Consider the following 18,080-nt stretch of genomic DNA (forward strand, 5'->3'; position numbering starts at 1 on the left):
GTTCACTTCCAGGCGCCGCGCGCCGCGGCGTCTTTCACGTAACCGGCAAAATCCTTCGGCGAACGGCCGAGCGCGCGCTGCACGCCGTCGGTCAGATATTCGTTGCGGCCGTCGAGCACGACGGTGAAAAGCTCCACCAGCAATTCGGCCAGATCTTCTGGAACCTCGGCAGCCTTCAGTCCTTCCACGAACTCTTCATTTGAAATCGTCTGAAAGACGACCTCCCGTCCGCTGGCCTTGCTGATCTCGGCGATTGCTTCGGCGAAGGTCAGAAGTCTCGGCCCGGTCACTTCGTAAAGCTCACCGATATGCCGCAGGTCGGTGAGCGCCGCGACGACCACGTCGGCGATATCGTCCGCATCGATGAAGGGTTCGCGCACCCCGCTCACCGGTAGCGCGATCACGCCTTCCAGGATCATCGGCTGGAACTGCCCCTCGTCGAAATTCTGGTTGAACCAGCTTGCGCGGACGATCGTCCAGTCGGCGCCGGAGGCGATCAGCCGCTTTTCGCTTTCCTGTGCTTCCGGTTCGCCGCGGCCGGAGAGCAGAACCAGCCGCTTGACGCCGAGCGACACTGCCAGTTTGGCGAGCGCTTCGATGTCGTCCGGCGCGCCCCTTACCGCGAGGTCCGGATAATAGGTGATGTAGGCAGCGGAAGCGCCTTGCAGCGCAGTCGCCCAGGTCGTGCGATCCGTCCAGTCGAAGCCGGTGGAGCGTGAGGCAAAACGAACCGGTTTGTTCAGCGCATGCAAGCGCTCGGCGACGCGCGAACCTGTCTTGCCCTTGCCACCGATGATGAGAATTGGCTTTTCCATGTTTCCGTCTCCTTTAATGCGAGGTTTCCTCATGTTTTAAATGTGATAAATCCTCGTATTGCGATTGTCAATAAAAAATGCGAATATTCCTCGCGTTGAAAGCCAAGGCATGGAAAGACAATGGAAATTTCTACATCGACGCCCCGCCAGCCACAGCAGAAGCGCAGCCGTGAGCGAGTGGAGCGCATTCTGGCGGCGGCCAAGGAACTGATTGCCCGTGGCGGCAGTGATACGATGAAGATGGGCGAACTGGCCGAGCGGGCAGGCGTGCCGATTGGTTCGCTCTACCAGTTCTTTCCGGACAAGAGTTCGGTGGTGCGCACTCTCGCCGAGCGCTACAACGACGAAGGACGGGCCTGCATCCGCGAAGCGATCGAGCCGGTACGTGATGCGGCAGCCTTCTCCGAAGCCTTCAAAGGCCTCATTGATACCTATTACGGCCTGTTTCTCGCCGAGCCGGTCATGCGCGACATCTGGTCCGGAACCCAGGCCGACAAGACGTTGCAGGATGTCGATCTCACCGATGCCAAGGAGAACGGTGCGATTGTCGCCGCGGCGTTGCGGCATATCCATCCGGACGCCGACCCGGAAAGCCTGCTCAACCGAGCCATGCTGGTGATGTATCTCGGCACATCGACCATGCGGCTGGCGATCTCCGTCGGCCGCAAACAGGGAGATGCGATGGTTGAGACTTACAAGCGCCTCGCGCTCAGGGAACTGCTGGCGGAAGCTTGAGGCATTAATCCAGGCACCTGCCCTCGACGAATGCGCCGGCAGGCGACTATAAGGCGGCTTTGACCAAACGAGGAGGATTATCGAATGTCGAAAGTGGCGATCGTGACCGGAGCGGGTTCCGGAGTCGGCCGGGCAGTGGCTGTCGGGCTTTTGAAAGCAGGCTATCGAACTGTCCTCGCCGGCCGTCGCGAGAGCGAGCTCAAGGGCACGGCCGAGCTTGGTGAAGGGGAATCACTGGTGGTGCCGACGGATGTCACCGATCCCCACGCGGTTGACCGGCTGTTTGCCGCGACCGAAGAGGCCTATGGCCGCCTCGATCTTCTGTTCAACAATGCCGGCCGCGGTACGCCGGCCGTACCGATGGACGAACTGCCGCTGGAGACCTGGCGGGAGGTCGTCGACCTCAACCTGAACGGCGCCTTCTATTGCGCCCGCGCGGCGTTCGGTCTGATGCGGCGGCAAAGCCTTCGCGGCGGCCGGATCATCAATAACGGCTCGATCTCGGCCTACGTTCCGCGCCCTTACCAGGCGCCCTACACCATGACGAAGCATGCCGTTACAGGGCTCACCCGCCAGATCGCGCTCGACGGACGCCAGTTCGATATCGTCTGCGGCCAGATCGATATCGGCAATGCCGATACGCCGATGACGGTTCGGATGAGGGAGGGAACCATTCAGGCGGACCTTTCGACCGCGGTCGAGCCGGTCATGGACCCGAAGCACGTGGCCGATGCGGTGCTTTACATGGACGGCCTGCCGCTCGAAGCCAATGTGCTCTTCATGACGGTGATGGCAAGCCAGATGCCCTATGTGGGCCGGGGCTGAACACCGCCTGACAAGCGGAGCGAATATTGGTCTTGATCTTGCCTAGAAGCTCCGCCAACCAAAGAGAAGACGTGAACGAGGATAGTTCGATGCAGCAGGCGCTGGTGCTTGAGAAGAAAGGTGTCCTTTCCTTAAGGGAAATCGATCTGCCGGCCGAGGCTGGTCCCGGTGAGGTGAAGATCGAAATCGACACGGTCGGCGTCTGCGGCAGCGATGTGCATTATTATACGCATGGTGCCATCGGCCCTTATGTGCTGCGGGAACCCATGGTGCTCGGTCATGAGGCGGCTGGGACTGTCGTCGACGTGGGCTCCGATGTCAGGAACCTGAAAGTCGGCGATCGGGTCTGCATGGAGCCCGGGGTGCCTAATCTTTCGTCGCGGGCTTCCAAGCTCGGGATTTACAACGTCGATCCGGATGTCCGCTTCTGGGCGACGCCGCCGATCCATGGTGTGCTGACGCCGTTTGTCATCCATCCGGCGGCCTTCACATACAAGCTGCCCGACAATGTCTCCTTTGCGGAAGGCGCGATGGTCGAGCCGTTTGCGATCGGCATGCAGGCAGCGACCCGCGCCCGCATCCAGCCGGGCGATGTCGGCGCGGTGATCGGCGCCGGCCCGATCGGCATCATGGTGGCGCTGGCAGCACTTGCCGGCGGCTGCGCCCGCGTCTTCATATCCGATCTCAGCGCCGACAAGCTGAAGATCGCCGGCCAGTATCCGGGCCTCATCCCCGTGAACATCACCAAGCGGCCGTTTGCCGACGTGATCGCGGAGGAGACCGGCGGCTGGGGCGCGGATGTGGTCTTCGAGGCGAGCGGCAGCCCGAAGGCCTATCAGGGCATGTTCGATCTCGTTCGGCCGGGCGGTGCCTTCGTGCTGGTAGGACTGCCGGTGGAACCGGCCCAACTCGATGTCGCAGGCGCGATCTCGAAGGAAGTGTGCATCGAAACGGTGTTCCGCTATGCCAATATCTTCGACAGGGCGCTGGAATTGATCGCCTCGGGCAAAGTGGACCTGAAACCGTTGATTACCGGGACGTTCGATTTCAAGGATTCGATCAAGGCCTTCGAGCGTGCCGCAGCCGGACTTCCGTCGGACGTCAAGCTGCAGATCAAGATGAAGGAATAGCCCGTCTTAGGCCGCGCGAACCAACCGGCTCGAAGCCGAAGCCGGCCTGTGGAGCGGCACGCGCCGGAGCATTTCAAGCGCGAAGAGACGGGCGTTCTGCCGGGCCTTGTCGAGATTGCTGATGCGGCTTTCGTCCATGGTGTAGAGTGTGCCGCCGAGATCGAATATGTCGCGGAAAGCGGCGCGTTCGATGATCGGCGTGTCGAGCACGTCCACGTTGCGCTGCGCGAGCAGCATCTTGACCGCCAGCAGCGCCCGTGTCGTGACCATCGAGTTGACGCGGGTCAGCACGACGGAATGCGGAACGCGAAGATTGGCCTTGTCCTCAAGATAGCGCAAGAGTTCCAGCACGTTCGCTCCGCCCTGCGCATCCATGGCACAGCCCTGGATCGGGATCAGGACATGGTCGGAAAGACCGATTGCCTTGGCAAGCAGCGGGCTCTGCGCACCCGGCAGGTCGAGCACGAAATAATCTGTTTTTTGTCGGTTTTCCGAAATGTGGCGCTCGATCGAGGCCTGGGTTACGTAGGAGATGACGCTGAGCTTCTCGTTCGGCGGTGAGAGCTGGTGCCAGCGGGAGATCCAGTATTGCGGATCGGCGTCGAGGATGGTGACACGATAGCCTTGTTCGACGAGTTCGGTCGCGAGAAGGAGCACCGCGGTGGTCTTTCCTGCTCCGCCCTTGGTATTGGCAAAGGTAATGACTGGCATCCTGGGTCCCTGTCCGGCACAGCATCGGCGTGAAGATCGGGAACCGATTTCCGGCAGGCACGATGCGTGGATTCGATGAATTGGAGCGCAAATCGCTCTCTCACCGCATCCTCATGATGCGTTACCTCATTCTTGCCAAACATGGTTAACGAGGCATGAATTTCACGCTGCCAGATTTCACCGGCGGCGATCGGCTGCAAGGATTTCCCGGGCGATCTGCTCAAGCGGGACGACCTTGTCGACTCCGCCATGGGCGATCGCTTCCTTGGGCATGCCGAAGACGACCGACGTCGCCTCGTCTTGCGCCACCGTATAGGCGCCCGCCTGATGCATCTCGTTCATGCCGCGCGCGCCATCATCGCCCATGCCGGTCATGATCACACCCATCGCGTTGGCGCCCGCGGATCGCGCGGCCGAACGGAACAGCACATCGACCGAGGGGCGATGGCGGCTGACGAGCGGGCCGCTGCGGATCGAGACCTCGTAGCGCGCGCCGCGCCGTTCGAGCAGCATATGCCTGTCGCCGGGCGCAATCAGCACGTGGCCGCGCAGCACGGGGTCGCCGTCCGCCGCTTCCTTGACCTCGACTTCACAGAGCCCGTTGAGGCGCTTGGCGAAGGCAGCGGTGAACCTCTCCGGCATATGCTGAACGATGACGATGCCCGGCGAATTGGCCGGCAAGGCTTCGAGAAGTTCGCGGAGCGCCTCGGTGCCGCCGGTGGAGGCGCCGATGCAGACGACCATTTCCGTCGTTTTCGCCATGGCGCCGACCTTCGGCGGCGGCAGGACCGCATCCGCCGTCAGCTTGGCCGTCGTGCTTCCTCCTGCCACGCGGGATGCGCGCAGCTTGCCGACACGTGCGCGTGCCGCTCCCTTCACGGCGGTGCGGATGCGATCGGCAGATTCGGCAAGGTGGTCGGCGGCGCCGATCTTCGGCTTGAGGATGATGTCGACCGCACCGGCCTCCAGCGCCTGCATCAGCGTTTCCGAACCGCTCTCGGTCAGCGATGAGCACATCACGACCGGAATGGGATGCTGGACCATCAGCTTGCGCAGGAAGGTGATGCCGTCCATCTGCGGCATTTCGACATCGAGCGTTATGACGTCCGGAATTTCCTCTCGGATTTTCCGCGCCGCCATGAACGGATCGTTGGCGACCCCCATGACCTCGATATCGGGGTCGGCGGACAGGATGGCGGCTAGGGTCTGGCGGACGCTTGCTGAGTCGTCGATGATCAGAACGCGGATCTTGCCGCCCATGATATCATATCCGCTTGAAGACGGTGTTTGCCACCTGCCTGATCGGCAGATCGAAACCGGTTACGGTTTCCGAATGGCCGATAAACAGATAGCCCCCGGGGAGGAGATTGTTGCAGAGCCGCGTCAGCACGTGGCTCTGGGTTGGCTTGTCGAAGTAGATCAGCACGTTACGGCAGAAGATGATATGCATCGGATCGCCGACCGGATAAGCCTGATCCATGAGGTTCAGCCGGGCAAAGCCGACGCGCGAGCGCAGTTTCGGGCTGATGCGCATTTCCTGCCGCCGGTTGTCGGAAGGCTGCATCACGTATTTCTGCATCATCTCCGCCGGAACGGGCTGAAGAAGATCGCTCTGATAAATGCCGCGCTGGGCCTTCTGCAGCACGTCGGTGGAGAGGTCCGTGGCCAGCACGAAATAATCCCGCTCCGGGGCGTTCGCTTCGAGAAAATCGGACATCACCATGGCTATCGTATAAGGTTCGGCGCCGGTCGAGCACGCGGAGCTCCAGATGCGGATGCGCCGTTCGCCAAAGGTCTGCAAAATATCCGGAAGCGCTCTCTGCATCATATAGTCGAAATGCTTCGGCTCACGGAAGAAATCCGTCTTGTTGGTCGTGACGGCGTCAATGAGGAAGATTGCTTCGGTTTCGATACCGCCATGTTTGAAGAGATAATCGCAATAGCTGTCGAAGGTCGGCAAGCCGGTCACGCGCAGACGCCGGCGAAGCCGCCCTTCCAGCATGGTCATCTTCGTCTGCGGCATCTTTATGCCGCTGTAATTGTATATGTATTTCGATAGAAGCTCGAAATTGCGCTTGCTCAGCCGGTCATCGAGCGGCTGACTCCTCACCATCATGTTCACCCGAGCATCTCCGTATGCATTCTTGCCAGCCACCGGGCTTTCCTATTGCCTAGGCCACCTGAGCCTGTGGTCCGACATCGGCGAGAACCGATCCGGAATCGGAGAACAGACGCGCGAGGTCGATGATGACGACAAAACCGCTATCCCGCCTGACGACGCCGGCGATGTAGTCGGAACGCCAGCGCACGCCGATATCCGGGGCGGTCTCGACCTGATCGTTGCGGAACGGCACAACCTCGAAAACCCGGTCTGCCACAAGGCCGAGAGCGAGCATCCGGTCGGCGACGGGTACATCGAGCACCAGGATACGTGTATGCGGTGTCTTGACGGTCCTCGACATGCCGAGCCGCAGGCGCAGGTCGATCACCGGCACGCCTTGGCCGCGCACGTCGCGCAGACCCAGAAGATATTCCGGGCCGTGCGGGATCTTGAACGGTTCCTCGTGGTCGAGGATTTCGCGGACCACTTCGACAGGGACCGCGAAAACCTCATCGCCAAGGGAAAAAGTCACGAATTGAGCTTCGGAGGATATGCCTGCCATCATGCGCTCTCCCTGAAATCGTTGTCATCGGCATCCGGACCGCCGACCGACATGTCGAGGGCAAAGCCCCTGGCACGGGCGTGCTGCGCGGCAACGGAATGATCTACCAGCGGGCGGGCGCCAGTGGCTTTCGCAGCGGGCTTGGCCGCCTGCTTCGGCACAGCAGGCCTTGTTGCCGGCTGGCGTGTCTGGATGGTGCTGGCCCTGTCGACCTTGAAGAAGGTGATGGAAGCCTGCAGTTCCTCGGCCTGTGCGGCCAGTTCCTCTGATGTCGAAGACATCTCCTCCGACGCGCCGGCATTCTGCTGGGTTACCTTGTCGAGCTGCTGGATCGCCTCGTTGATCTGTGAGGCGCCGATATCCTGCTCGCGGCAGGCCGCGGAGATCTCGGAGACCAGCTCGGCCGTCTTCTGGATATCCGGAACCAGCCTGTTCAACATCTCGCCGGCTTCCGTGGCGACTTGAACCGTGTCGCCGGAAAGCGCGCTGATTTCGGCGGCTGCGGCCTGGCTGCGTTCCGCAAGCTTGCGCACTTCGGACGCGACGACCGCAAAACCTTTGCCATGCTCACCGGCGCGAGCGGCCTCGACTGCGGCATTCAGCGCGAGCAGGTCGGTCTGGCGGGCAATTTCCTGCACGATGGAGATCTTCTCGGCGATCGTGCGCATGGCGCCGACGGCACGATTGACAGCCTGGCCGGAAGCTTCGGCATCCCTGGAGGACTGGCGGGCGATCTTTTCGGTCTGGGCGGCGTTGTCGGCGTTCTGCTTGATGTTGGCGGCCATCTGTTCCATGGACGCGGAGGCCTCTTCGGCCGAGGAAGCCTGTTCGGTCGCGCCTTGCGAGAGCTGCTCGGAGCTCGCCGAAAGTTCCTGGCTGCCGGAGGAGACGTTGTTGGCTGCGGAAAGGGCGTCGGCAACGACACCGCGCAGGCGTTCCACCATGCTCTGCAGGGAAATGCCCAGGACGTCCTTGTCGGAGAGCGGCTTCGGCGTGACCGTCAGGTCACCATTGGCGATCTGGTCGGCAACGCTCGCGGTGCCGCGCAGGTTGGCCACCATGCTTTGCATGGCGGTCCCAAGCGCGTCCTTGTCGGAGAGGAGTTTTGCCTCGACGGTGAGGTCGCCCGCGGCGATGCGGTCGGCGATCGCTGCTATATCGCGCAGGTTTCCGGTCATGATGTTGACGATGTCGATGAGATCGCGGATCTCGTCGTTGGTCTTGACTTCGACTTTCTGTTCGAGATCCCCGATCGAGACAGCGGTGGCGGCAAAAGCGATTTTCTTAAGGCCGCTGTTGATGCCCAAAGCGATCCAGACTGCGGCGACGATGCCGATGACGGCGGCAATGGCAGACAGGACAAGCACGAAGGTGCGGGTTTGAGCATACTGTTCGTCAGTAGCCTGATCCGCCGCCTTCATCTGGCTCCTTGCAGCCTCGACGCGTTTGTCGATGGCGTCTTCTATGTCATCGATCAGCGCGCGGCCTTCGCCGGCAATGGTCGCAATCGCTTCTGCCGAATTACCGCTGCGAATGAAGTTACGGACACGGCCATCAAGTTCCACGGTGCGCTGAAATTTGGCCTCGACGTCTCTCCAAGCTTGGCGGCCCTCTTCGGTCGATGCGAGTTCATGGAGTCGTTTCAGCGTATCCTTGAAATTCTGCTGGTTCCGGTCGCTGGCCTCGGCATAGATATCGAAGTCCTTCGAAGTGGTCGCGTTCGCCATGTTCATCTGCGCGCGCGTCAGGCGCAGCTGAAAGTTGCTCAGGTTCTGAGCCGTCTCCAGCCGCGCTGCCGGTCCTTCGATCAGCCTGCCGACTGCATCGTTCAGGTTGGAGAGGCTGTAGATGCCGAAGCCCGCAACGGCGATCAGAAGAGTAATGATCAGGCCGTATGTGAGCGCCAGCTTTAGTTTGATTGTAAACCGCATCTGCTATCCCTTCAAAGTTTCCGGCCGCGCACTGACTGCCGTCCGCATGAGTTTCTCATATTGGGGCCACACGCTCCCCGGAACGCCGGTAAGTTCAGTCCCGGTGTCACCATGCTGCGGAGCCTGCACGATGCTTTGTCTCTTCCTTTCGCGTCCCGCGTCATGCGCTCGCCCTGAAATCGTCGTCATCCGCATCCGGACCGCCGACCGACATGTCGAGGGCAAAGCCCTTGGCTCGGGCCTGCTGCGCTTTAACCGAATGGTCGGCCGCTCTGGACGCGGAGGACTTCGTTGCGGGTCGCGCGTTAGGCTGGGCGGCGGGCATTCTTCCGGCAGATGGAGACCGCTCCTGCGAACCGGCTCTATCGACCTTGAAGAAGGCGATCGAAGCCTGCAGTTCCTCGGCCTGAGCGGCGAGCTCCTCGGAGGTCGAAGACATTTCCTCAGAAGCGCCGGCATTCTGCTGGGTTACCTTGTCGAGCTGCTGGATCGCCTCGTTGATCTGCGAGGCACCCACGTCCTGCTCGCGGCAGGCGGCGGAAATCTCGGAAACGAGCTCGGCCGTCTTCTGGATCGCGGGAACGAGCTTGTTGAGCATCTCCCCGGCTTCCGTTGCAACCTGTACGGTGTCGCCGGAAAGGGAGCTTATCTCCGCTGCGGCGGCTTGAGAGCGTTCGGCAAGTTTGCGGACCTCGGAGGCGACGACCGCAAAACCCTTGCCATGTTCACCCGCGCGGGCGGCCTCGACGGCGGCATTCAGAGCGAGAAGGTCTGTCTGGCGGGCGATCTCCTGGACGATGGAGATTTTTTCGGCGATCGTGCGCATGGCCGTAACGGCGCGGCCGACGGCCTCACCTGAGGTTTCCGCATCGCGGGAAGACTGGCGTGCGATCTTTTCCGTCTGCGCGGCGTTGTCGGCATTCTGCTTGATGTTTGCCGCCATCTGCTCCATCGAGGCGGAGGCTTCTTCCGCCGAGGAAGCCTGTTCGGTGGCACCCTGCGAGAGCTGCTCCGAACTTGCGGAGAGCTCCTGGCTGCCCGACGAGACGTTGTTGGCCGCGGAGAGTGCATCGGCAACGACGCCGCGCAGGCGCTCTACCATGCTTTCGAGCGCGAGACCCAGCGTATCTTTATCGGAAAGCGGCTTCGGCGTGACCATCAGATTGCCGTTGGCGATCTGGTCGGCGATACTGGCGGTGTTGCGCAGGTTGCCGGTCATCACATTGATCGTGTCGACCAGGTCCTTGATTTCGTCGTTCGTCTTGATCTCGACCTTCTGGTTGAGGTCGCCGATGGAGACCGCCTCTGCGACGGCCATGATCTTGCGAAGGCCGGAATTGATGCCGAGAGCGATCCACAGGGCGACGGCGAACGAGAAAACGAAAAGCCCGATGCCCATCCCCACAAGCAGGTTTCTTGAGGTGGCATACTGTTCGTTTGTCGCTTCGTCCGTAGCGTGCAGATCAGCCTTGATAAAGCTGCTCAGGTCCGCCATCAGCGCCAACAGGCGATTGACCATGGCGGCGCCCTCCGTCATAGACATCTCGCCGGCGCGCTGGTTGCTCTCGGCGGTATTTTGAGTCGCGAGCGTCAACATCTCGTTCTGCAAGGCGACCCATGTGGGATACAGCGAGTGTATTTCCGCAATTTTCGAGCGCAGTTGCGGATCGGTTTCCTTCTCGAAATCATTGAGTGTCGTTTCGATTTCCTTGTGAGCCGCCTCCACGCTCTGGCGATATCCGGCGATCTTGGTTGGATCGGTATTCATGATGGCGTTCTTCTCGCCCCGGATCGCGTCGGCCAGGGAGGTCGAAAGCGCGTTCAGGTTTTGAAGGTTGCTTGCAGGACCTTGAACAAGGTCTGTAATGGAAGAATTAAGTGATGAGAGATTGATGATTGATAAGACGGCCATGCCGATCGACATCAAGATCACCAAGCCAAACGCGACGGCGAGTTTGAGCTTAATTGTGAGACGCATCTATCGTATCCCCCGATTGCAATGCGATGACAAACCTGCACCGTCAATGGACGGTAGCTGTGCTGGCGCAGTCAGGCCGATACATTCACCCCTCTGCAAGGGCCGGCGAGCCGGCCTTGTTGTCATCGCATACATGCAACGACGGCCCCGGGATGTTTTATCCTAGGGCAATTTCTGGCGCGCTCTCAGGCGCTTTCGCGGAAGTTTTCGTCGTCCGCGTCGGGGCCGCCCATCGACATATCGAGGGCAAAGCCCTTGGCACGGGCCTGCTGGCTCTGCACCGAATGATCAGGCTTGTGGAACTGAGGTGCTGCCGGGCGGTGCGCCGGCCTTGTTGCCGGCTTCGAGGCGGTAACAGCAGCCGCAGTCCGCTTTGCCAGCTTGTTGCCGCCATTCTGGTCGACCTTGAAGAAGGCGATCGAGGCCTGCAGTTCCTCCGCCTGCGATGCGAGCTCTTCCGAGGTGGCTGACATCTCCTCCGACGCGCCGGCATTCTGCTGGGTCACCTTGTCGAGCTGCTGGATCGCCTCGTTGATCTGCGAGGCGCCGATATCCTGCTCGCGGCAGGCCGCGGAGATCTCGGAGACCAGCTCGGCCGTCTTCTGGATATCCGGAACCAGCCTGTTCAACATTTCGCCGGCTTCCGTGGCGACTTGAACCGTGTCGCCGGAAAGCGCGCTGATTTCTGCGGCTGCGGCCTGGCTGCGTTCCGCAAGCTTGCGCACTTCGGACGCGACGACCGCAAAACCTTTGCCATGCTCGCCGGCGCGAGCGGCCTCGACTGCGGCGTTCAGCGCGAGCAGGTCGGTCTGGCGGGCAATTTCCTGCACGATGGAGATCTTCTCGGCGATCGTGCGCATGGCGCCGACGGCACGATTGACAGCCTGGCCGGAAGCTTCGGCATCCCTGGAGGACTGGCGGGCGATCTTTTCGGTCTGGGCGGCGTTGTCAGCGTTCTGCTTGATGTTGGCGGCCATCTGTTCCATGGACGCGGAGGCCTCTTCGGCCGAGGAAGCCTGTTCGGTCGCGCCTTGCGAGAGCTGCTCGGAGCTCGCCGAAAGTTCCTGGCTGCCGGAGGAGACGTTGTCGGCGGCAGTGAGTGCATCGCCGACCACGCCGCGCAGGCGTTCGATCATCGTATTGACATAACCGAGCAGTTCGCCGATCTCGTCCCTGCTGGTGATCGTCGCAAATTTGGTGAGATCCCCCTCGGCAATGCGCTGCACGGCGGTTACCGCATTGCGCAGGCCTTTGTTGATCGACAATGCGATCCAGATGGCCGCGAGCACGGCGATGACGAAAGCGATACCGGCGACCGAGATCATGATCGTGCGGGTCTGGGCATAGTCGACGTCGGCCTGCGCGTCCGCTTCACTCAGCCGGGATTCCTCAAGGCTGACGACCTGGGTGAGCAGCGCATCGATGTCATTGGTGACGGCGCGGGCTTCGTTGCTCGAAACCCTGAGTGCGCCCGCGGCATCGCCGCCCAGCATCAGGCCGCGGATGCGATCATCCTGCTTTCGGAACTCGGCGGTGAAACCTTCGAGTTTCGCCCAGTTCGCCTTGCCCTGTTCGGTCGCAAGCGCGAAAACCGACTTGAAAGTCTGGTCGAAGGCCCGGCGAGCCTCGTCGCTCTTCGAAATGTAGTCCTGCATTTCGCTGGCGCTTTCCGCCATCAGCAGGTTCTTCTGCTGGCGAATCTGCTGGAGCTGCTCGTTATTGAGCGTCTGCGCGAGCTTGAGGCGTTCGGCGGGGCCCGTGATGACCTGTTCAAGCGTATCGTTGAGACTGCTGAGGCTGAAGATACCGTAAGCGGCCGTCGCCAGTAGCATGATGATGACGAAACCGAACGCTAAAGCCAACTTCAATTTGATCGTCGCGCGCATTTCAAGTCCCTCGTGAAGGTCGTTAGCTGTGGCTGCCCACAGCCGCAGGATGATCGTGTTGAGCAGAGAAAATCGCCTGAAGATTGGGGATGATGATGAATTCGGTTCCCCGTTTGACCAGGCAGTCGATGAAGTCCGGCCGCCAGCGCATGCCGACGCTCGGCGGCGGCTCGCCCGCCGCACGCAGGAGGGTCGTCACTTCGTGCACCTTGTCGGTGCGGATGCCCGCCAGCACCGGCTCCCCGTCGATATCGAGTTCGATGACGATGATCCGGCTGTCGATGGTTGGCTTGGTCGCTTCCATGCCGAATGCGAGCCGGATATCGGCGAGCGGAATGACCTTGCCACGGAAATTGATGACACTGCCGACGAAGGCTTTGGCGCCCGGAACGACGGTCTCCGGCAGGAGATCGAGGATTTCCTGCACGATGAAGGCTTCCAGCGCGAACATCTCGCCGGCGATGTCGAATGTCAGGACTTCCAGCTCGTCGCGGCCGTCCCAAAGGTCTTCGGAAATCTTTCTGGCTGCCTCGTTCATCCTGCCGCGCGCAAATGCGCCTCCTGTTGCTGGCCTTCGGCCACGAGATGGCCGACATCGAGGATCAGCGCCACGTCTCCGTCACCGAGAATGGTGGCGCCCGAGAAGGTCGCGACATCATGGTGCAGTTTCGACATGGCCTTGATGACCGTCTGATGGTCGCCGATGATCTGGTCGACCACCAGTCCCACCCGTTCGGAGCCGGTGGAGATGACGACCACCTTCTGGAAGGGATCCGGCTTCGTGCCGGTGCGGAAGAGATCGCGGAGCCTCAGGAAGGGGACGAGGCTGTCGCGCAGCGAGATGAAGCTGCGACCGCGTGAGCGCATGTCCTCCTCAATGGAAAGCTCCAGGCATTCCTCGACGGCCGAGAGCGGGATGACATAACGACCGGCGCCGACCCGAACGAGCAGGCCGTCGATGATCGCAAGCGTCAGCGGAATCGCGAGCGAGATTTCGGAACCCTGGCCCGGATGGCTAGCGACGTTGATCGTGCCCCGCAGCGCGTCGATCGTCCGCTTGACCACGTCCATGCCGACGCCGCGGCCGGAAAGGTTGGTGACCTGCTGCGCCGTCGAGAAGCCGGGCTGGAAGATGAGCTGGTAGAGTTCGTTATCGGTGAGGCTGGCGCCGGAAGGAATGAGGCCGGAAGCTTCCGCCTTGGCACGGACGCGGTCCTTGTTGATGCCGCGGCCGTCATCCTTGATGGTGATGATGACCTCGCCGGCCTGCTGGCGGGCGGAAAGCAGGATGCGGCCCGCTTCCGGCTTGCCGGCCGCGCGACGCTCTTCCGGCGTTTCAAGGCCGTGGTCGCAGGAATTGCGCACCAGATGCACCAGCGGATCGGCAAGGCGCTCAATGACGCTCTTGTCGACTTCCGTGCTTTCGCCTTCGGTGATGAGTTCGATCGTCTTGCCCGTCTCGTGCGCGAGGTCATGCACCAGCCGGCGGAAGCGGCTGAACAGGTGCGCCACGGGAACCATGCGCAGCACCATCATCGTGTCGCGCAACTCGCCGGAGAGGCGCTCGACGTCCTCGGAGACGGCGCGGAGCTGGAGATCGCCGCTGCCGCCCGCGAGCTGACTGAGCCGCGACTGGGCGATGACGAGTTCTCCGACCCGGTCCATCAGTTCGTCGAGCTTTTCGGCCGGCACCCGGACGTTTTCGGATGCCTTGTTCGGCTTCGTGTCGGCGGGAGCGGTGAGGGCGGATACCGGCGTTGGCGCGCGCGCTGCGGCTGCCATATCCTGCGTGGCGGCAACCGGCTGTGGCGAGGGAGCGGCTTCCGATCTGACCGGTGCCTTTACGGCGGGGGCCGTAGCCTCGACGGTGGTGATGTCGAGCTGCATCTCGTCCATGACGAAGATGAACACATCTTCGATCGCCGAGCGCGGCTGAGCGGTCAGGAGTTCCACATCCCAGGAAATATGAAGGTCGGTCGGCGTAAGGAGATCGAGCGATGGGATCGCCGAGCGGTCGGCAACGATTTTGCACTCGCCGAGTTCCCGCAGCTCGTCGAGAAGCGGCAGGGGATTGGTGCCGTTCGCCATCGCATTCTGCGGCAGGCTGAAGCGGATATGGAAGAGGGTCTGCGCCGGCGCGGACCCTGCTGCCGGTGCCGATCCCGGTTGCCCGGCGCCTTCGACGGCAGCGCGCAGATTGGCGAGAAGCGCCTCGCTCGCGGCCTCATGGTCGCCGACCGGCGTCTCGACCAGGGCGCGCATGTGGTCCTTGGCTTCGAGGACCGCAGTGACCAGTTCCTGCGTTGCCGGCACCTCGCCCTTGCGGACGCGGTCGAAGGCCGTTTCGCAATGATGGGTGAAAGCGGCGAGCGCATCGAAGCCGAACATGGCTCCCGAGCCCTTCAAGGTATGGAGGCCGCGGAAGACCGCGTCCACCTGGTCCTTGTCGCCGAGGTTTACGTTGAGATCGAGGAGCCCGGCCTCGATCTGTTCCAGAAGCTCGGCTGCTTCCGTTCTGAAAACCGCGATAGGATCGGGAAAGCTCATTTGCCAAGCACCTTTCGGACGATCTTGACCAGGCTTTCCGGATCGAACGGTTTGGTGAGCCAGCCGGTGGCGCCGGCGGCTTTCGCCTGCTGCTTCAGGTCGCTGTCGGACTCCGTCGTCAGGAAGATCACCGGGACGCCCATATGTGCCGGCATCTTACGCAGCTCGCGGATCATCGTGAGCCCGTCCATGTTCGGCATGTTGAGGTCGGTGACGATTAGATCGAACTGGCCCGCATTGAGCTTGGCGATGCCGTCCATGCCGTCTACGGCTTCGGTGACCTGGTATCCGGCATTGCTGAGGGCGACGCGTGTCGTCAGGCGGATGCTGGCGGAATCATCGACTGTGAGGATGCTGGCGGTCATTGAATTCCCTTTTGATGAAGCCAGAATTTCGCGTCGTCGTCGGACATTCCTTCGAGAACGCCGCTGCGCTGCAGGACATCAAGCGCTGCATTGCTGGCGGGCCGCGCGAGCGCGATGTGTTTTCCGGCCGTGCCGGCATAGATGCGGGCTGCTTCCATGAGCTGGATGAAGCTGATGTCCACCTGGCAATCGTCAGAAAGTTCGATCGTCGTGGATTTATTCTTCTCGATGGATTGAAGTAATTCCTGCTGAACGGAATTGATTGTCCGAACAGTCAAATTCTTCGATAATATAACGCGTTCCTCAATATTGTTAGAAGCGGGCATTTTTACCTCAATACATAATTTCGGGAAAGCTGAAATATTATTCAACTCTGAGCTTCTATCGTTAACGGTACGTTAAGCGACGGTGGCGATTTCTCACGGCATAATAGTGATAGCTCCCGCCTCACCGACAGATCGTCGGGAAAATTAACCACAAGTCGCGAAACCGGATGCCTGTTCTGTCGGAATTAACCCCTCGCCTCTCAGAGTAATTTCCGCGCAGGACGAAACCAGCGCCGGGATTTGCCGGCGCGGGCCTGTCCCAAAACGATCCGGGCGAAGTCATTCGTCATTCATTGAAAAAGGTGAGGTCCCTGCGGGGCCCGAAAGGTGAGGCAGAGTGGCTGTCAGGGCATCCATTTTAAACGTCGCGGAAGACACGGCAGGCGTCCTGCATTTTGCCGACCGGATGGAAACGGCGCGCTCGCGGATAGAAGAGCGCTTTCTGGACGGCGGCGCTGCGCTTCTGGCAATCCTTGATGTACTGAACAAGCTGATCGCCTCTCTAGACCAGTTGACCGGTTCGCTGGATGAAGGAACGGCAAATGCCACGATGGCCGAGCTGAAGAGCACGGTCGACCGGCTGTCGCATCTGACCGAACTTGAGGCCGCTCGCCAGGCCGGTTTCCAGGAAATCGCCTGCGCCGAGCGTAAGCTCGAGCCCGAGATCGAGGAGATGCAGGAGACGCTGCGCTATCTGCGCACCTTTGCCGTGACCGCCAAGATCACCGGCGCCGGCATCACCGATTTTTCCGGTTTTGCGGAAGAGATTCTGGAACGGATCCAGGAAGGTACGCGACAGGTCAACGATCTCGCCAGCAAGCTCGGCACGCTCGGTCACGGCCTCGGTCCGGTCATGGCCAAGGGAAAGGCGATCCTTGCGAGATATGACGAGAAGATACCGCAAATCGTCGCCGGATTGTCGAATGGTGCAGCGGAGATCGGCCAGCACCGCAAGCTGCTTGTCGAACGCGCCGCCAGGGTGCGCGCCGTTGCCGGTGGTATCCAGACGAAGCTCGCTGCCACGCTTTCGGCCATGCAGGTTGGCGATATTACCCGCCAGCGCATCGAGCATTGTCAGTCCAGCTTCAAGATTCTCTCGGAATATCTGGAGTCGCCCGAAGGAGCGGTACTGCGGACCGAGCAGCGCGAGAGCCTGTCACTGATCATCCGCAAACTCGTGTCGCTGCAGCTCGATCATTCGATTTTAGACTTCGATCGCGATACGGCGAAAATCGTCGCCACCGTTGCAAGCTTTCGTTCCGACCTGTCGGAAATAGAGGCTTTGCGCAAGACGATGACCGATTCCGACAGCGGTGGAAACGACAACGCGATCCGTGAACTCGAAAACGGCGTGGCAACCGCCCGCGGTACCGTGCGGGAAATAGAAGGTGTCGCCCGGGAAGCCGGTGAGCTCAGCCACTCGATTGGTGGCATCGTGCGTGAACTTCTGGATGGTATCGGTGTTGTAAGGGCGGTGCGTACCGACATCCACTATATGGCGCTCAACACCAATCTTCGCTGCGGCAAGATTGGTGAAGAGGGCAAAGCGATCAATGTCGTGACCGTCGAATTGCGCAACTTTGCAGCCCAACTCGACGAGACGGCCGAGAAGATCCTTGCCGAACTTCAGACACTGGAGGCCGCTTCCAACAAGCTGAATGATGTTCAGGGCGAGGAATGTGAGAGCTCCCTCGATCAGCGCCTGGAGAATGCGCTCGAAAACATCCGCGCCGTCGGCGACCGCATGGATGAGCAGATGTCCGCGCTCGGCGAACAGAGCAGGACGGCGGTCGGAGAGATGGATGCCTCGCTGTCACGCCTGAACTTCAATGCCGAACTTGGCGAGGTGCTGCGCGCCTGTGCCGATGATCTCGCGCTCAAGGAAGACGTGGTCGGTCTACCGGGAATCGAAAGGCCCCTGGCCGATCTCGGCAACCGCATCGCCCGTCTCTATACCATGGTCGCGGAGCGCGAGGTGCATGCCGAGGTGCTTGGTACTGCGCCGCCGGTGGAGGCGCCGGCCGTCGCCGCGCTCCTATCCGACGAGGATATCGAGGACGCGCTGTTCTGAGGCGAGATCCATCGGGGAGCAGGTTTCGACCAGCTGGACCTGCGCGATCCGCCCCTCATCGAAAACCGAATTAAGGTCCTGTCGGATCGCGTTCCGT

At 61.2% G+C, this 18,080-nt stretch carries 16 protein-coding genes; 4 read left to right on the plus strand and 12 right to left on the minus strand.

The genetic code is table 11. The features are described from left to right. Positions 1-2: 2 nt before the first annotated feature. Positions 3-815, minus strand: coding sequence for an NmrA family NAD(P)-binding protein (locus QEO92_RS25095; RefSeq protein ID WP_227704823.1), 813 nt, complete (start codon positions 813-815; stop codon positions 3-5). Positions 816-935: 120 nt separating this feature from the next. Between QEO92_RS25095 and QEO92_RS25100 the strand changes: the two genes are divergently transcribed. The 3 genes from QEO92_RS25100 (at position 936) to QEO92_RS25110 (ending at position 3,505) form a co-directional block, all read left to right on the plus strand. Continuing rightward, on the plus strand, positions 936-1,550 hold the full coding sequence (locus QEO92_RS25100) for a TetR/AcrR family transcriptional regulator (RefSeq protein ID WP_227704824.1): 615 nt from the start codon (positions 936-938) through the stop codon (positions 1,548-1,550). Between the two features lie 84 nt (positions 1,551-1,634). Continuing rightward, on the plus strand, positions 1,635-2,375 hold the full coding sequence (locus tag QEO92_RS25105; RefSeq protein ID WP_227704825.1) for an SDR family oxidoreductase: 741 nt from the start codon (positions 1,635-1,637) through the stop codon (positions 2,373-2,375). Positions 2,376-2,464: 89 nt separating this feature from the next. After that, complete coding sequence (locus QEO92_RS25110) at positions 2,465-3,505, plus strand: NAD(P)-dependent alcohol dehydrogenase (RefSeq protein ID WP_227705262.1); 1,041 nt, start codon at positions 2,465-2,467, stop codon at positions 3,503-3,505. Between the two features lie 6 nt (positions 3,506-3,511). Here the strand turns inward: QEO92_RS25110 and QEO92_RS25115 are convergent, their stop codons facing one another. From QEO92_RS25115 to QEO92_RS25165, 11 genes are all read right to left on the minus strand, one after another. Next, entirely contained in the window at positions 3,512-4,216 is a 705-nt protein-coding gene (locus QEO92_RS25115) for a ParA family protein (RefSeq protein WP_227704826.1), read from the minus strand. 177 nt (positions 4,217-4,393) lie between these two features. Further along, positions 4,394-5,476, minus strand: coding sequence for a protein-glutamate methylesterase/protein-glutamine glutaminase (locus QEO92_RS25120; protein WP_227704827.1), 1,083 nt, complete (start codon positions 5,474-5,476; stop codon positions 4,394-4,396). 4 nt (positions 5,477-5,480) lie between these two features. Next, complete coding sequence (locus tag QEO92_RS25125; RefSeq protein WP_227705263.1) at positions 5,481-6,332, minus strand: CheR family methyltransferase; 852 nt, start codon at positions 6,330-6,332, stop codon at positions 5,481-5,483. Positions 6,333-6,387: 55 nt separating this feature from the next. Next, a complete protein-coding gene (locus QEO92_RS25130; RefSeq protein WP_227704828.1) occupies positions 6,388-6,879 on the minus strand; it encodes a chemotaxis protein CheW in 492 nt (163 codons plus the stop codon). After that, positions 6,879-8,810 (minus strand): HAMP domain-containing methyl-accepting chemotaxis protein, encoded by a 1,932-nt coding sequence (locus QEO92_RS25135; RefSeq protein ID WP_227704829.1) that lies wholly within the window; start codon positions 8,808-8,810, stop codon positions 6,879-6,881. The genes QEO92_RS25130 and QEO92_RS25135 overlap by 1 nt, the downstream gene beginning before the upstream one ends. 160 nt (positions 8,811-8,970) lie before the next feature. Further along, positions 8,971-10,788 carry a methyl-accepting chemotaxis protein gene (locus tag QEO92_RS25140; protein WP_227704830.1) on the minus strand — a complete coding sequence of 606 codons (1,818 nt, stop codon included), beginning with the start codon at positions 10,786-10,788 and terminating at the stop codon, positions 8,971-8,973. Positions 10,789-10,973: 185 nt separating this feature from the next. After that, entirely contained in the window at positions 10,974-12,674 is a 1,701-nt protein-coding gene (locus tag QEO92_RS25145) for a methyl-accepting chemotaxis protein (protein ID WP_227704831.1), read from the minus strand. Positions 12,675-12,696: 22 nt separating this feature from the next. Continuing rightward, positions 12,697-13,212, minus strand: coding sequence for a chemotaxis protein CheW (locus QEO92_RS25150; RefSeq protein WP_037151847.1), 516 nt, complete (start codon positions 13,210-13,212; stop codon positions 12,697-12,699). After that, on the minus strand, positions 13,209-15,221 hold the full coding sequence (locus QEO92_RS25155) for a chemotaxis protein CheA (RefSeq protein ID WP_037151844.1): 2,013 nt from the start codon (positions 15,219-15,221) through the stop codon (positions 13,209-13,211). The genes QEO92_RS25150 and QEO92_RS25155 overlap by 4 nt, the downstream gene beginning before the upstream one ends. Then, a complete protein-coding gene (locus QEO92_RS25160) occupies positions 15,218-15,586 on the minus strand; it encodes a response regulator (protein WP_037151841.1) in 369 nt (122 codons plus the stop codon). The genes QEO92_RS25155 and QEO92_RS25160 overlap by 4 nt, the downstream gene beginning before the upstream one ends. Continuing rightward, positions 15,583-15,957, minus strand: a complete 375-nt coding sequence (locus tag QEO92_RS25165; protein WP_152601137.1) for an STAS domain-containing protein — start codon at positions 15,955-15,957, stop codon at positions 15,583-15,585. Before QEO92_RS25165 ends, QEO92_RS25160 begins: the two co-directional genes overlap by 4 nt. Before the next feature lie 292 nt (positions 15,958-16,249). Between QEO92_RS25165 and QEO92_RS25170 the strand changes: the two genes are divergently transcribed. Further along, the gene (locus QEO92_RS25170) at positions 16,250-17,983 is read left to right on the plus strand and encodes a type VII secretion target (protein ID WP_227704832.1); all 1,734 of its coding nucleotides are present in this window, start codon (positions 16,250-16,252) and stop codon (positions 17,981-17,983) included. The last annotated feature ends 97 nt before the right edge of the window (positions 17,984-18,080 follow it).

Source organism: Neorhizobium petrolearium, assembly GCF_029854435.1.
Lineage (GTDB): Bacteria > Pseudomonadota > Alphaproteobacteria > Rhizobiales > Rhizobiaceae > Neorhizobium > Neorhizobium petrolearium.

Coding starts and splice junctions, on each gene's coding strand:
- QEO92_RS25095 (WP_227704823.1), bottom strand. CDS start 815: ATGGAAAAGCCAATTCTCATCATCGGTGGCAAGGGCAAGACAGGTTCG.
- QEO92_RS25100 (WP_227704824.1), top strand. CDS start 936: ATGGAAATTTCTACATCGACGCCCCGCCAGCCACAGCAGAAGCGCAGC.
- QEO92_RS25105 (WP_227704825.1), top strand. CDS start 1,635: ATGTCGAAAGTGGCGATCGTGACCGGAGCGGGTTCCGGAGTCGGCCGG.
- QEO92_RS25110 (WP_227705262.1), top strand. CDS start 2,465: ATGCAGCAGGCGCTGGTGCTTGAGAAGAAAGGTGTCCTTTCCTTAAGG.
- QEO92_RS25115 (WP_227704826.1), bottom strand. CDS start 4,216: ATGCCAGTCATTACCTTTGCCAATACCAAGGGCGGAGCAGGAAAGACC.
- QEO92_RS25120 (WP_227704827.1), bottom strand. CDS start 5,476: ATGGGCGGCAAGATCCGCGTTCTGATCATCGACGACTCAGCAAGCGTC.
- QEO92_RS25125 (WP_227705263.1), bottom strand. CDS start 6,332: ATGATGGTGAGGAGTCAGCCGCTCGATGACCGGCTGAGCAAGCGCAAT.
- QEO92_RS25130 (WP_227704828.1), bottom strand. CDS start 6,879: ATGGCAGGCATATCCTCCGAAGCTCAATTCGTGACTTTTTCCCTTGGC.
- QEO92_RS25135 (WP_227704829.1), bottom strand. CDS start 8,810: ATGCGGTTTACAATCAAACTAAAGCTGGCGCTCACATACGGCCTGATC.
- QEO92_RS25140 (WP_227704830.1), bottom strand. CDS start 10,788: ATGCGTCTCACAATTAAGCTCAAACTCGCCGTCGCGTTTGGCTTGGTG.
- QEO92_RS25145 (WP_227704831.1), bottom strand. CDS start 12,674: ATGCGCGCGACGATCAAATTGAAGTTGGCTTTAGCGTTCGGTTTCGTC.
- QEO92_RS25150 (WP_037151847.1), bottom strand. CDS start 13,212: ATGAACGAGGCAGCCAGAAAGATTTCCGAAGACCTTTGGGACGGCCGC.
- QEO92_RS25155 (WP_037151844.1), bottom strand. CDS start 15,221: ATGAGCTTTCCCGATCCTATCGCGGTTTTCAGAACGGAAGCAGCCGAG.
- QEO92_RS25160 (WP_037151841.1), bottom strand. CDS start 15,586: ATGACCGCCAGCATCCTCACAGTCGATGATTCCGCCAGCATCCGCCTG.